We start from the raw sequence: 13938 nt of genomic DNA on the forward strand, positions 1-13938 counted from the left end.
CAAGGGCGGGTCGGCTGGCCGAACAACTCGGCCGACTGGACTTTGTCATCCTCGACGAACTGGGATACCTGCCCTTTGCCCAGTCTGGCGGACAGTTGCTGTTCCATATGATCAGCCGCCTTTATGAACAGACCTCGGTCATTGTCACCACGAACCTGTCCTTCGGTGAATGGGCCAGTGTATTCGCCGACGCCAAGATGACCACGGCACTGCTCGACCGTCTGACCCATCACTGCGACATCATCGAGACAGGGAACGAAAGCTGGCGGTTCAGGAACCGTAACTGAACCTCTCTCCAGATCCATACCTGCCCCGGCCTGTCTCCTTACGCCTACGGCTTCAGGAGACAGGCCGGGCCTTCAACAGGGGGTTAATATTGCATGCCGATCAGGGGTTATTTTTGAGTGCCGATTGACAGACAATGCTTTCTCGTATCTGCTTGCGGGCGTCACGCTGCTGCGGTGTCAGATCCAGACCTTCTGCATCCAGTCGGTCCATGACACGCTGCGCGGCAGAAGGATCACCCAGTTGCACGAACGTTCCGCCATACGCCAGCGCCTGATCCACCTCCAGCGTACCGCCCGCCTGCGTCATGGCCCGGTCCAGCACAGCAATGGCCTGGGCATTCGACGCATGGCGGCGCAGCATGGCATCCACGACCATCTGTCCACGCATGCCGTCGGGATCGGGGGCGACCGGCATGTCCTGCAGCATCGCCACGGCCTGTGCATCACTGGCAGGCAGCGCCTGAAGCCGTTTCCACAATGTCACCAGCGCCACGCCACGCGCCATATCGGGGGTTATGGCGGCTGGTGGCATATGCGCCAGCAGCGCTGCGGCCCCGGACATGTCATGTGTCTGCATGGCGAACGCGAAACAGGCCTGAAGCGCATCCGTGCGTCGAGACGCAGTATCACAGAAATGCTGCATCAATGTCTGGGCGCGATCCGTCTGGCCCAGCGCCACCAGCGCCTGGGCCAGATGCAGGTGATCCCAGCCGTTATCCGGCAACTGCCGCAACGCCTGTTCCAGCAGGGCCGCGCGCAGGCGCGGGTCGGTTGTCGCCTGTGCGCGGGCCTGCAGCAGCAGTCCCTCCAGCACGGGCAGGCCCGCGTAATGCACGGCGCGCAGCCTGTTGATCTGCCGTGCCGCTTCCCCCAGCCTGCCTTCACGGATCAGGATGCCCGCAAGCCCGGCTTCGGCCGAAGGGTTGCCCGGCGAGAGGCGCAACAGGTCCGTCCAGGCCACTTTTGCGGCCGGCCAGTCGTGCCGCGCTTCCAGTATGATGGCGCGGACCTGAACGGTATCGGCAATCCGGCCGTGCCTTTTTTCAATTTCTTGCAACAGGGCCCATGCACGGTCGTATTCACGGTGCGACACCAGTTGCCACATCTGCGGCAGCGCCGGGTCATTTTCCGGGGCGTCAAGGGCCACAAGCGCACTGTGGATTTCGACATTGGCCGGATCCAGCGCCACGGCCTGCGTCAGCAGCGCCCGGGCCTTTGTCATGTCTCCACGCCGTTGCGCGACAAGGCCCAGCCCCTCGGTCGCGGCAGCGCGGACGGATGGCTCATCCACACAGTCCTGAAACGCGGCTTCCGCCTGGTCCAGATCGTTATGCGCCAGCGCCGTAAACCCCGTATTGACCCGCTGCATGCGCTCAATCTGCTGCATGCGCTGGCTGATCACCGTGTCATCGGGGTGAATGTCCAGCCATGCCCGGTAATAGGGCGCGGCCTGCGGGTCCACCCCCATCCAGTCCAGCGTCCTGCGCCATACCTGAACCGCTTCATCACGGATCCTGGACGACGTATCGGGCGATGTCGCAAGCGCACGCATGTCGGCAAGTGCTTCAGGGCGGGAAACGGGCCGGTATCCCAGCGACTGATCCAGGGCGATGCGGGCTTCCATGTCGTGTGGCCCGATTGACAGCAGGGTTCTCAGCCGCCGAACGGCATCGTCATATCCCAGTGGCGCCCCCGACAGGACGCGGTCATATTCCACCTCCAGCGCGGGGGGCAGCAAAGGCTGAGGAAACAGGGCACGATACTGGAACATCGCCTGCGTAGCGTGCCCGGCGTCCGCCGTGGCGCGCGCATGCGCAAGGGCTGCCCTGTCGACCGGTGGCTGCGCGATCCACTGCCGCAGGGCCGCGATCTGTTCGGTGGACCCATGCGCGTTTTCAAGCCTGAGCAGGGTCTGGCGCGCGGCTGCGGGGTCGCCCTGATGCGCCTGTACCGCACCCAGCATCAGCAGGGCCTCGATATTGTCCGACTGGATCTGCAACGCACGCTGCAGGGCATGCAGGGCGTGCGTGTCCTCGTCATGGTTGATCCAGAAATACCCTTCCTCGATCTGCTGGTTGACGATCCCCTCGGCATAGCTGACTGACGGAGGCACAGCGGCCCGTGCCGCCCCCACCGTCCCCAGCATGCCAATCGCGCCCGCCAGCATGATGCGCCTGCACGCCGCCACAAGGCTGGTGCCAGAAGAAAGAAACTGCCGGTACGGCACGGATGGGTCAGGGTGCATTGATCGATTTTTCTGTTACAGATTGCCGGTCAGGTCATCATTGAGAACCCGCCTACGGCTGCGCGCGCGCAGCACGGACATGGCGCAGGACGTACCCGCGACGCTGCCGATGACACCCAGCAGGTACAAAAGGAACGGATGTCCACCCAGATACCAGTCGGGCCACATCCACGCCGGCATGTACCCCTCCGTATAGGCGCTGGAGGTGCGGTAATTATCCAGCCGCGCCCCGTGCCGCACCACCATGTCCCCCTGGAAACGTTCGCCCTGGGCCGGGTCGCGCAGGTCCCTCGCCATGGCCGACAGCGCATCGGGTGTCGCACCCAGCAGCGCCACGACCGAGTGGTGCGGCGCGAATGGCGACTGCGCTGCGACCAGCGCCCCTTCATCCAGACTGCCCGGCGGATTGGCCGCCCCCATCCCGACCAGATGGCGCACCCATTGCCCTGTCTTCACGCTCCATGTCCCGCCGGTACGGTAACCGGCCCGCGCCAGCGCCTGCGCCGCCGCGCCAAGCTGGTCAAAGGGCGAGATGACCAGCAGGTCCCCGGCCTGTTTTCCCCCTGCGTGCATGTCCGTCGTATCGACATGCAGGCCGGTGACCGGATACTGGTCCACAGCCCCAAGGAAGCCCATGAGGTCCAGAAAGGCACCCTGCGTTGCGGGTGCCGGGTCCGGCGGCAGCAGGACGGTCGTCTGCGACAGATCCGCCATGCGCGAAAACGGAAAGCCCGACATGGCGAACAGCTTCACACTGGGCAGGACCGCCAGATGCCGCGATGCCGACAGGTCGATTGTCGAGGACGGATCAAGCCCGACCTCACTGACGGCAGGCCCCTCTCCCCCGCCGTTCCGGGCGCGGACATTAAAATAGACCGACAGGACATTCTGTTCCTTCAGCACCCATGACGGCAGTTCCACATCATGTTCAACCAGCCCGTCATGCCTGCCGAACGGATTGAGCGACCATGAAACCAGCGGATAGGAATGGAGGAACATGCCATTGAGCATGACATCCACCTCGGAATGGTGACGATCCACCAGCGCGCCGGGCGGCGCCCTGACCCGCAGGCGCGCGATAAAAGGCTTCGAACGCCATGTATGCAGGTCGGGCGGCACGGCAAACGGAATATCGACCACCATGGGCTCAAACCCGGCCCGGTGCAGCTGCGTATCAGGCAGCAGGTCACCAAGGCGCACCGGATGATCCGTCGGCAGAAGGCCCGGGGCGTCATACGGCCTGCGCGCAGGGGGCGTCACGTCGGGCGCTGTAGCCTGCGTGCCATCAACCTGAAGCTGTGGCGCGCCCATAACCAGCGCGCGCGCCGCCGTGGCCACATCCGTATCCGTGCGTCCGCTGACCACCAGCACGGTGCCGAACACGTCATGCGGATTGGGGATTTCAGCCACGACCGGTCCCGCAGGCATGTTCCCCCACGGCCCCGGCAGTCCGACCCCGACCGCAATGGCATTGCCCGGCCCGGACAGTGCGGGCGCAACCGCGAAGTGGATACGCCGGTCATGCAGCTTCATGCCCAGCCATGAAGCAACCATACCGGCCGCCGCCTGCACCTGCGTGCTGGTGGTGGGCTTCAGCACGAAGGTCACGGGAGCTGTTCCCGCCATGCCACGATCCACCAGCGGATATGGCAGGGCGGACAGCAGCCGGTGCGGCATCAGCTGGACCGTTGTAAATGACAGCGTGGACTCCGGATCAATGACGACCTCCAACCCCGTCGCCTTCATGGGCAGGCCCACATCCGCAGGCGGCTGCGCATCAGGGCCACATGCGCTGGCCGGGAAGGTGGCGCCCGCCCCCTGTCGCGCGACAAGGCGGAAATTGAAGCGGTTGCGCGTATCGAACAGCAGCGGACTGACCGGCAGGTCCACAGGCCCGAACCGGCCATTACCCGGCGTGCAGACAACACCCACAGGCTGGTCATTCAGCATGACGGCAATCGCCGCCTGCCCTGTCGTCGGGGGCAGACTGACGCTGCCGGACAGGCTGAGCCGTGCGCTGCGGATGATCTTGTCCCGGCCTACATCCGCGTCCATCCCGTATATCGGGGCCATGGCGCGCAGCAGCATCGGCTGGAACTGGCCCAACTGGGTAAAGGTTCGGCTGACCGTTACCGGTGTCCGGGACACATGCGCCGCGTCGGCCTGTGTCATGTGTTCATCATCAAACACCGCAACGGCATTATCCGCGTCCCTGTCCGCAACAGGGGTGTCCACGTCAGTTGCCACGGCGGAGGGGGCCGCCGGAACCTGCGCCCATGCCGTCATGCCCGTTGCCAGTACCAGGCACATCGCCATGACACCGGTTGCCGCCCCGCGCGGGCGGCGGGTCGGCTGTATGACAAGGCGTTCCTTGGGCAGGACGGCTTCCTTTTCCCTGCCCGTCACGCCCGGGGTGGATGCCGGGGGCTTTTTCGTTTCCCCATCCCGGGGGGATGGCAGGAACAGCGCAAGGATGCTGAGCAGGACGGTATAAAAACTCCGTACCGGGTTGTCGGGCGGGAAATCGGACCATTGCGCCCAGGCATCGTCCCGGCCGAAAACCAGTTCCACGACCTGTTCTTCCTGTGCCAGCCCGTCTATCGCCCATTTCAGGTGCACGGTGCTGTCCGTCCGCGCGATGACAACCGCGCGCACGGCCGCGGAACAACCAGCCAGCGTCCAGCTGACGGTCACGCCATGCCCGACCGGAAACCGGTCCGCCGCATGCAGGCTGACACAGCATCCCCCCATGGACACGTCACGGGTATGACAGGCGAACTGCTGGTGATCATCGGTAGCCAGATGCACGGGCAGCTTCGCCTGCACGCGATGACAGGTGCGCCGCTGCCGGGTTTCCCGTGCCACTGCGATCGAGCCCATGACAATGGTCAGGCTGAACAGGATCCACAGGCTGTTCATGGCCATGGCGCGGAACACCAGCGTTTCGTGATAATGCACGCACGCCGACCACACCCCCATGGCCAGCCCCGTCATCAGCGCCATGGCGATGATGATGTTGGGATAGACCGCACGCCAGTCGAAATACCCGTGTTCCAGCAGACCGCCCTTGTCGGTGACGTTGAACTTGCCCTTGTGCGGCGCGATCAGGGTAATGAAGGTCATGCGCACCAGAAAGGGCGCCAGCACGGTTTCGTACAGCTCGCTCCAGAATGAATACCGCCACCGCCCCTGCAGGCGGGACATGGTCATGGTCGTATGGAACAGATGCGGCAGGGCATAGACCGCAAGTTCATACGGTGACGCCGCGATCATGGTCACGCCCAGAAACAGGTACCCCAGCGGCGCCAGCAGGAACAAAAGGCGCGATACCGAAAACAGGTAATGCGTGGCGGCCGCGAAATAGCATATCCGCTGTGTCAGCTTCAGCCCCGGCCCGGTCAGGGGATTGTCGATACGCAGCATCTGGAACATGCCACGCGCCCAGCGCATGCGCTGCCCGATCTGCATGCCCAGGGTTTCCGTCTCCAGCCCCGCCGCCATCGGTTCACGCAGATAGGCCGATCCCCACCCCTGGCGCTGCATGCGCAGGGCGGTGTGGGCGTCCTCGGTCACCGTTTCGGTAGCGAACCCGTTGATCGACATGATGGCCTTGCGCCGCAGCACCGCGCACGACCCGCAGAAAAATGTCGCGTTCCAGTAATCGTTCCCGTCCTGCAGAAGCCCGTAGAACAGGTTCGTCTCGGGCGGGATTTCGCGCCCACGGCTCATGTTGCGCTGGAACGGATCGGGCGAATAGAAATGATGGGGCGTCTGCAGCAGCGCAAGGTTGGGGTCCGCCACCATCCACCCGATCGTCTTTTTCAGAAAGCTGCGGACCGGCACGTGATCACAGTCGAAAATGGCGATCAGGTCGCCCGTCGTGATCTCCAGCGCATGGTTCAGGTTGCCGGCCTTCGCATGGTTGTTGTGCATGCGGGTGATGTAGCCGGCACCGGACTGGTGCGCGAAATCCCTGAACGCGGCACGCCTGCCGTCATCAAGGATATAGACATTCAGCTTGTCCGCCGGCCAGTCCAGCGCAAGGCAGCCCAGCACCGTGGTGCGGACAATGGACAGGTCCTCGTTATAGGTCGGGACATAGACATCGATCACCGGCCAGTGCGACGTGTCCTCCGGCAGGGGATGGACCGTCCGCCGCAGCGGCCACGCAAGCTGGAAATAGGTCAGGCCGACGCGGATGGTCGTATAGATTTCCCCCAGCGCAAGCGCCAGGACCATGATGGTCTGCAACACACCGGAAAAATCGAGCGTCGAGGTAAAACGCCACACCAGATACCGGGTGGAGACAAAAATGGACAGGAACATGAGGAAACAGCGCGACCAGCGTTCATGATGCCGCCGCACGAGGAAAAACAGCACGACACCCCCAATCGCGACGAATAACTGCCGGTCGGTTGGCAGATACGTCAGACTGGAGACAAGCAGCAAAACAACAAACACAAGCGCCAGAAGGCCTGTGTATACTGATTTTTTATTAACCATTACCGATCATTCACTAATAAAATCAGATTTATTAATTTTATTATTGATTTTTATTTTTTTCATTCCAGCGGGGGGCATCTGAAATCTGTCCTGTCCGTTTAATTGACCTCACTGTTTTGTCAATATCTTTAAAAAAAACAGACAATATTGATGCCACAATTGTAGAATCTACCCATTATGGAGGATAATATTCCTAATATATTCCGTTTTATCCTCTTTCCTCTGGCATCAGGATGCATCTTATACATATCCCTGATGCATACGCATGCCATCGTACGACCGGGCAGTCGCCCCGCATCGATAACCTGGCTGAATATGTTCAGATACAATCAGGGGTAGAAAAGTATTTTCTTGATTACAACCGCTTGCCATTCCGGCGCATGAAATAAATATAAATCTGTATTATCCCCATATGGAACAGGCCGGCAGGGCGCTACAGCCGACCGATCCCGTCAGTTTCGAACTGACATAAAAAAAGGGGAGATGCATTGCTGCACCTCCCCCTTTCCGGCATGGCGTCCGGCCTGCATCAACAGGCCAGACAGTCCATCTGGTATCAGTTCTCGGCGTTACGACGACGGATCGCGGCACCCAGAATGTCACCCAGCGAAGCCCCGCTATCGGACGAACCGTAGTCGGAGATGGCCTGCTTGTCTTCCTCGACCTCACGGCCACGGATGGTCAGGGCCAGCTTGCGGGCTGCGCGGTCAACCGACACGACCTTCGCATCGACGCGTTCACCAACGGCGAAACGCTCCGGACGCTGGTCGGCCTTGTCACGGGCCAGTTCTGCACGGCGGATGAAGCCGGTCAGCACATCATCAACCTTCACCTCGATGCCGTTCGACTGAACAGCGGTGACGATGCAGGTCACGATCGCGCCCTTCTGCACCTTGCTCAGCGTGTCAGCAGCGGGGTCTTCCTGCAGCTGCTTGATGCCCAGCGAGATACGTTCCTTCTCCACGTCCACATCCAGAACCTTGGCCTTCACGACCTGGCCCTTTTCGTAGTGGCTCATGGCGACTTCGCCCGGCTCGTCCCAGGACAGGTCGGACATGTGAACCATGCCGTCGATGTCTGCGGACAGGCCAATGAACAGGCCGAATTCGGTGATGTTGCGGATTTCGCCTTCCACCACGGAACCAACCTTGTGTTCCTCGGCGAACTGCTCCCACGGGTTGCGCTGCACCTGCTTCAGGCCCAGCGAGATGCGGCGCTTCGCGCTGTCCACATCCAGAACCATCACGTCGACTTCCTGCGAAGTGGCGACGATCTTGCCCGGATGGACGTTCTTCTTCGTCCAGGACATTTCGGACACGTGCACCAGACCTTCGACGCCCGGCTCCAGTTCCACGAATGCACCGTAGTCGGTGATGTTCGTGACGCGGCCGGTGTAGCGGGCACCCGGCGGGTACTTGATCGCCACGTTTTCCCACGGGTCAGCTTCAAGCTGCTTCATGCCCAGCGAGATACGCTGCGTGTCGGGGTTGAAGCGGATGACCTGTACGCGGACCGGCTGGCCGATCTGCAGGGCTTCGGACGGGTGGTTGATGCGCTTCCATGCGATATCCGTCACATGCAGCAGGCCATCGACGCCGCCGAGGTCCACGAACGCACCGTAATCGGTGATGTTCTTGACCACGCCATCGAGGATCATGCCTTCCTTCAGGCCCTGGATCAGTTCGCTGCGCTGTTCCGCACGGGTTTCTTCCAGAACCGCACGACGCGACACGACGATGTTGCCACGCGCACGATCCATCTTCAGGATCTGGAACGGCTGGGGCACACCCATCAGCGGGGTCACGTCGCGCACGGGGCGGATGTCCACCTGGCTGCCGGGCAGGAACGCCATCGCGCCGCCCAGGTCAACGGTGAAGCCACCCTTGACGCGGCCATAGATGGTGCCGTTGACGCGCTGGTTGTTCTCGAACGCCTTTTCAAGGTTCGACCAGGCTTCCTCGCGGCGGGCCTTTTCGCGCGACAGGACGATGGACCCGTCACGGTCTTCGTACCGCTCGACAAACAGTTCGATAACGTCACCCGGCTTGACATCGGGGGTTACACCCGGCGGGCCGAATTCCTTCAGGGCGACGCGCCCTTCGCTTTTCAGGCCGACATCGACGATCGCGTATTCATCCGTCAGGCGGACGACGCGACCGGTGACAACGGAACCGTCAAACGCGGAGTCGCGACCAAGGGTTTCCTCAAGAAGGGCGGCAAAGTCCTCGCCACCCTTATGGTCGGCGACGGGCTGTGTTGTGGCTGAAGCCATGAGCTACTCGTAAATCCTGTAACCCTGTGCCACGCATGGGTGGACAGGGACAATCCTGCGCCCCCGCGTGCCCGCGCATGCGGGACATATGGGAACGGCTTGCCCGGCGGATATGCCACGACACGGTCGCGGCGCGCCTGACGGCCAACATTGAAACGCCATACCCCGCGCCACACGGGCGCGTGGGGCATATACCGTTGAGCACAGACACCCTATGGGCGGCGCATGTCAATAAAAACCCGCGATATGGGACCGGGTTCCCGCATAAAATCGTCCTAGCGCGTCATGCGCGCCACGATCCGCAGGGCTTCGGCCAGCACGTCATCCGCGCTCAGGCCATCAGTCTCGATGCGCACGGCGTCCTCGGCCGCGCGCAGGGGGGCGACGGCACGTTCTGAATCGGCCTGGTCCCGCGCCGCGATTTCGTGCTCGACACGGGTAATCTGTTCCTCGCGGTCGGGCGCGGCGGGATCGGTCGCAAGCTGTTCCCACCGCCGCGTGGCCCGCGTGCGCGGGGAAGCCGTGATGAACAGCTTGACCGAGGCATCAGGGAAAATGACGGTCCCGATATCGCGTCCATCCAGCACCGCACCATGTTCGCCTGCAAAACGCCGTTGCACGTCAACCAGCACGCGACGCACGGCGGGTTGTGCCGCGACAAGGCTGGCGGCGCGATCGACCTCGGGCACGCGCAGGTCGGTCCGGCTGAGGTCCTCCAGCCCGACACTGGCGGCAAATTCCTCCGCTGCCCCCTGTGCGGGGTCATGGCCCGCATCAATCATCCGTCGCCCCGTCGCGCGATACAGCAGCCCCGTATCGAGATATGGCAGGTCGAGTGCCTGCGCCAGCCGCTTCGCAAGGGTGCCCTTGCCTGCCGCCGCAGGGCCGTCAACCGCTATGACCAGCCGCCGGGTCATGCCGCAAGCCCGGCGCCGATGCTGTTCATGAGCGTGATGAAACCGGGGAAGCTGGTATCGATGAACGCGGTATCATCAACGGAAACCGGCTTGCCCGCCGCAAGGCCCATGACGATGGCACTCATGGCCAGGCGATGATCCATGCGCGTCTGGACCAGTCCGCCACCGGGGATCGCGCCCCCCGTACCATGCACGATCATGTCATCGCCCACAACCTCGACCTTCACGCCATTGGCCTCCAGCAGGGCGACCGTGGCGGCAAGGCGGTCGCTTTCCTTCACCCGCAGTTCCTCCAGCCCGCGAAAGCGCGACTGCCCCGTGGCATGGGCCGCGACCACCGCAAGGACAGGGTATTCGTCAATCATGGACGGCGCACGGGTGGCGGGCACGTCCACGCCATGCAGCGCGCCTGCGGTGGCGGTGATGTCGCCCACGGGCTCGCCCCCTTCCACGCGTTCGTTGCTGATGACCAGATCGGCGCCCATTTCCTTCAGCGAGGTGAACAGTCCGGTGCGTAGCGGGTTCAGCCCCACGCCGCGCACGCTGACTGCCGACCCCGGCACCAGCAGGGCCGCCGCCAGCACAAAAGCCGCCGATGACGGATCGCCCGGCACCACGATATCACGCGCGACCAGTTCGGGCCTGCCCTGCAGGGTTATGACCCGGCCACCCGCCCCCATGGGTTCGACATGCACGCTCGCACCGAAATGACGCAGCATGTTTTCGGTATGGTCACGGGTTGCCACGGGTTCTTCCACCCGGGTCTCGCCCTGTGCATTCAGCCCCGCCAGCAGCACGGCCGACTTCACCTGCGCTGACGCCACCGGCAGGCGGTAGGACAGCGGCGGCGGGTTGGCGTTTCCCTGTATGGCCAGTGGCAGACGCCCGCCCTGACGCGACAGGAACACGGCACCCGTCGCCGCCAGGGGGTCCATCACCCGCTTCATCGGGCGGCCACGCAGGCTGCCGTCGCCCGTCATGACCGAGGTGAAGCCGTGGCTGGCCAGAATGCCCGACAGCAGCCGCGCCGCCGTGCCCGAATTGCCCATGTCCAGCACGTCCGCCGGTTCATGCAGCCCGTCCAGACCGCAGCCCCGAACCGTCCATGTTCCCGCGCCCGTGCGGGTGATGTCCGCCCCCAGCGCGCGCATGGCGTCCGCGGTGCGCAGCACGTCCTCGCCTTCCAGCAGGCCGGTGATGTGGGTCGTGCCACGCGCAAGGGCCGCGAACATCAGCGAACGGTGGCTGATTGATTTGTCACCCGGAACCTGGACCGAACCGGAAAGGGGCGCGCGCGGGGCATGGACCGTCAGCGCGCGGACGGAAGATTGGACATGATCGGTTTTCATACGCCATCCAATTCCGTATTCCGGGTGGCAAAGTCAATCGCAGATCGGCATGATCGTCCTACCGGCGCATGCCCCGGTGTTTGACATTCCGCCTACAAACTGGCATGGGGCTGCGCCTTTTGCCACTTCCGGATATCGTGGCTTCATTCATAATCAAAACAGGATCGACAGGTTCAAGATGGCTCAGTCCAACCTCGGCACCAAACGTGTCTGTGTCTCCTGCAGCGCCCGTTTCTACGATCTGAACAAGAATCCGGCCGTCTGCCCCAAATGCGGCGCTGAACAGCCCGTGGAACTGCCCCGCGTCCGTCGCCCGGTGGAAGCTGCCCCCGAATCCAAGCCCAAGACGGCTGATAACGCGCTTGAGAACGACGTCGATGTCGATCTGGACACCGACGCCGATGATGATGATGACACCGTCCTGCCCGACGATGCGGGCCTTGATGACGACGATGACGACGACATCAGCAGCGCCGACATCGACGTGAAGACCGACAAGGACGACCACGACAACTGACCTGATCCGGCCCGGAGCACACCGCCCCGGGCCGTTTTTGCATCAGGCGTCGGGATTGCGGCGTTCGATCTCGACCCCGACCGATTCGGCATCGTCGAAAATATCGAGCTTTTCCACGCAGACGCGCGTGATGCGGACACGCCTGTCCGCCAGCACCCCCGCTGCGATTCGTTCGGCCAGTGTTTCCACCAGCGCGACATGGCCCTGCGCCACCAGTTCGCGCACCAGCAGCACCACACGTTCATATGATACCGTGCGCCCCAGGTCATCCGGGCCCACCTCCAGCGTCGTACTGTCCGGCACGCCAAAGGCCACGTTGACCCGGATACGCTGGGTCACCCCCTGTTCATGTTCAAACACGCCGATATGGGCATCCAGCACCATATTGCGCACAAACAGGCAGCGCAGGGGCTGCGACCCGTTCCATGACGGCAGCACGGACATGATGTTTCCTGTCGGTTGGGGTGTTCAGGCGGGACGCGACGCCGGGGACCACTGCATATGCTGCCCCCCGTCCAGGGCGAGCATCTGCCCCGTCACGGATGGCAGGCATAGCAGCGAAAGCGCCGCGCGCGCGATTTCATCCGGCGTCGCCCCATACCCCAGCGGGACGGAGGCGCATTGCCGGGCGAACTGTTCCGCCGTCTGTCTGGGCGTGGGCAGCACCGGACCGGGACCAATGGCGTTGACCCGGATCCGGCGCGGCGCCAGCGCCAGCGCCATGGTCTGGGTCAGTGTCCATAACGCGGTCTTGGACATGGTATAGCTGACAAAATGCGGGGTCAGCGACCACACGCGTTCATCCAGCATGTTCAGCACCATACCCTCTGCCCCCTGCGGCAGCAGGCGGGCGAATTCCTGGATCAGGACAAAGGGCGCGCGGGTGTTGGGTTCCATATGGGCATCCCAGCCCGCCCGCGTGGCGTCATCCCATTCATCGCGGCGGAAGGTGCTGGCATTGTTCACCAGCACGCCCACCGGCCCCAACGCCTGCGTGACAGCAGGCAGCAGGGGATGGACCGTTTCCTCCCGCGACAGGTCGGCCTGAACGACATGGGTCCTGCGGCCCAGCGCCCGGATGTCCGATGCCGTCCTGTCGGCGGCACTGGCGGATTCGTTGTAATGGATGGCAATGTCAAAACCCGCGCGCGCCAGTTCCAGCGCAATGGCGCGGCCCAGGCGGGCAGCGCCCCCCGTTACCAGCGCCACGCGCGGGATGGCGGGCGACACCGGCCATGGGAACGGCCCGGTCATGCCGGCCTGCGCGCCATGATGGCAGCGGCAAGCGTGCCGTCATCCAGCACGTCCAACGCACCGCCCACCGGCACGCCCTGCCCCACGCGGCTGACCTGCACATCAAAGCGGGCGAGGCGTTCATGCAGCCAGTGCATGGTGGTCGCCCCCTCCACCGTGGTGCCCAGCGCAAGGATCACCTCGCGCACCCCGCCTGCAGCGATACGGTCGAACAGGGGCTGCACATTCAGGTCATCCGGTCCCATGCCTGACAAGGCGGACAGCGTGCCGCCCAGCACCTGGTACACGCCCCGATGCACGCCCGCACGTTCCAGCGCCCACAGGTCGCCCACGTTTTCCACCACGCAGACCAGCCCGTCATCACGCGCCGGGTCCGCACAGATGCCGCACGGGTCGGTGGTATCAAGGTTGCCGCAGGTCGAACAGGTCCGCACGGCGCGGGCCGCCTGCTCCATTGCCTCGGCAAGGGGCAGCATCCGTGCATGGGGCTGACGCAGCAGGGCAAGGGCCGCGCGCCGGGCGGACCGCGGCCCCAGTCCCGGCAGGCGACCCAACAGGGTCACCAGCCGGTCAATTTCGCCCCTGCCGCTCATT

At 63.6% G+C, this 13938-nt stretch carries 10 protein-coding genes; 2 read left to right on the forward strand and 8 right to left on the reverse strand.

The features are described from left to right. A partial coding sequence (locus tag CFR80_RS05255) for an ATP-binding protein (protein ID WP_181418166.1) occupies positions 1-287 on the forward strand: 287 nt, incomplete at its 5' end. A 100-nt stretch (positions 288-387) separates the two neighbouring features. Here CFR80_RS05255 and CFR80_RS05260 read toward each other — a convergent pair. From CFR80_RS05260 to aroA, 5 genes are all read right to left on the reverse strand, one after another. Further along, positions 388-2532 (reverse strand): tetratricopeptide repeat protein, encoded by a 2145-nt coding sequence (locus CFR80_RS05260; protein ID WP_258367733.1) that lies wholly within the window; start codon positions 2530-2532, stop codon positions 388-390. A 15-nt stretch (positions 2533-2547) separates the two neighbouring features. Further along, the gene (gene bcsA, locus CFR80_RS05265) at positions 2548-6993 is read right to left on the reverse strand and encodes a UDP-forming cellulose synthase catalytic subunit (protein WP_258367734.1); all 4446 of its coding nucleotides are present in this window, start codon (positions 6991-6993) and stop codon (positions 2548-2550) included. Positions 6994-7591: 598 nt separating this feature from the next. After that, entirely contained in the window at positions 7592-9307 is a 1716-nt protein-coding gene (gene rpsA / locus CFR80_RS05270) for a 30S ribosomal protein S1 (RefSeq protein ID WP_010513132.1), read from the reverse strand. A gap of 275 nt (positions 9308-9582) precedes the next feature. Further along, positions 9583-10224, reverse strand: coding sequence for a (d)CMP kinase (gene cmk / locus CFR80_RS05275; RefSeq protein WP_010513133.1), 642 nt, complete (start codon positions 10222-10224; stop codon positions 9583-9585). Continuing rightward, positions 10221-11573: a 3-phosphoshikimate 1-carboxyvinyltransferase gene (aroA, locus tag CFR80_RS05280; RefSeq protein ID WP_010513134.1), complete on the reverse strand. Its 1353-nt coding sequence runs from the start codon at positions 11571-11573 to the stop codon at positions 10221-10223. The genes cmk and aroA overlap by 4 nt, the downstream gene beginning before the upstream one ends. 178 nt (positions 11574-11751) lie before the next feature. Here aroA and CFR80_RS05285 point away from each other — a divergent pair, with 178 nt between their 5' ends. After that, positions 11752-12090 (forward strand): TIGR02300 family protein, encoded by a 339-nt coding sequence (locus CFR80_RS05285; protein WP_029329244.1) that lies wholly within the window; start codon positions 11752-11754, stop codon positions 12088-12090. A 42-nt stretch (positions 12091-12132) separates the two neighbouring features. On the opposite strand, the gene folB is transcribed toward CFR80_RS05285, so the two are convergent. From folB to recR, 3 genes are read right to left on the reverse strand one after another with little or no spacing between them, the layout of a single operon-like run. Further along, on the reverse strand, positions 12133-12534 hold the full coding sequence (folB, locus tag CFR80_RS05290) for a dihydroneopterin aldolase (RefSeq protein WP_010513137.1): 402 nt from the start codon (positions 12532-12534) through the stop codon (positions 12133-12135). A 24-nt stretch (positions 12535-12558) separates the two neighbouring features. Continuing rightward, complete coding sequence (locus CFR80_RS05295) at positions 12559-13344, reverse strand: SDR family oxidoreductase (RefSeq protein ID WP_110507142.1); 786 nt, start codon at positions 13342-13344, stop codon at positions 12559-12561. Continuing rightward, a complete protein-coding gene (recR, locus tag CFR80_RS05300) occupies positions 13341-13937 on the reverse strand; it encodes a recombination mediator RecR (RefSeq protein ID WP_010513139.1) in 597 nt (198 codons plus the stop codon). Before recR ends, CFR80_RS05295 begins: the two co-directional genes overlap by 4 nt. Between the last annotated feature and the right edge of the window lies 1 nt (position 13938).

The sequence above is a fragment of the Komagataeibacter oboediens genome, assembly GCF_003207815.1.
Lineage (GTDB): Bacteria > Pseudomonadota > Alphaproteobacteria > Acetobacterales > Acetobacteraceae > Komagataeibacter > Komagataeibacter oboediens.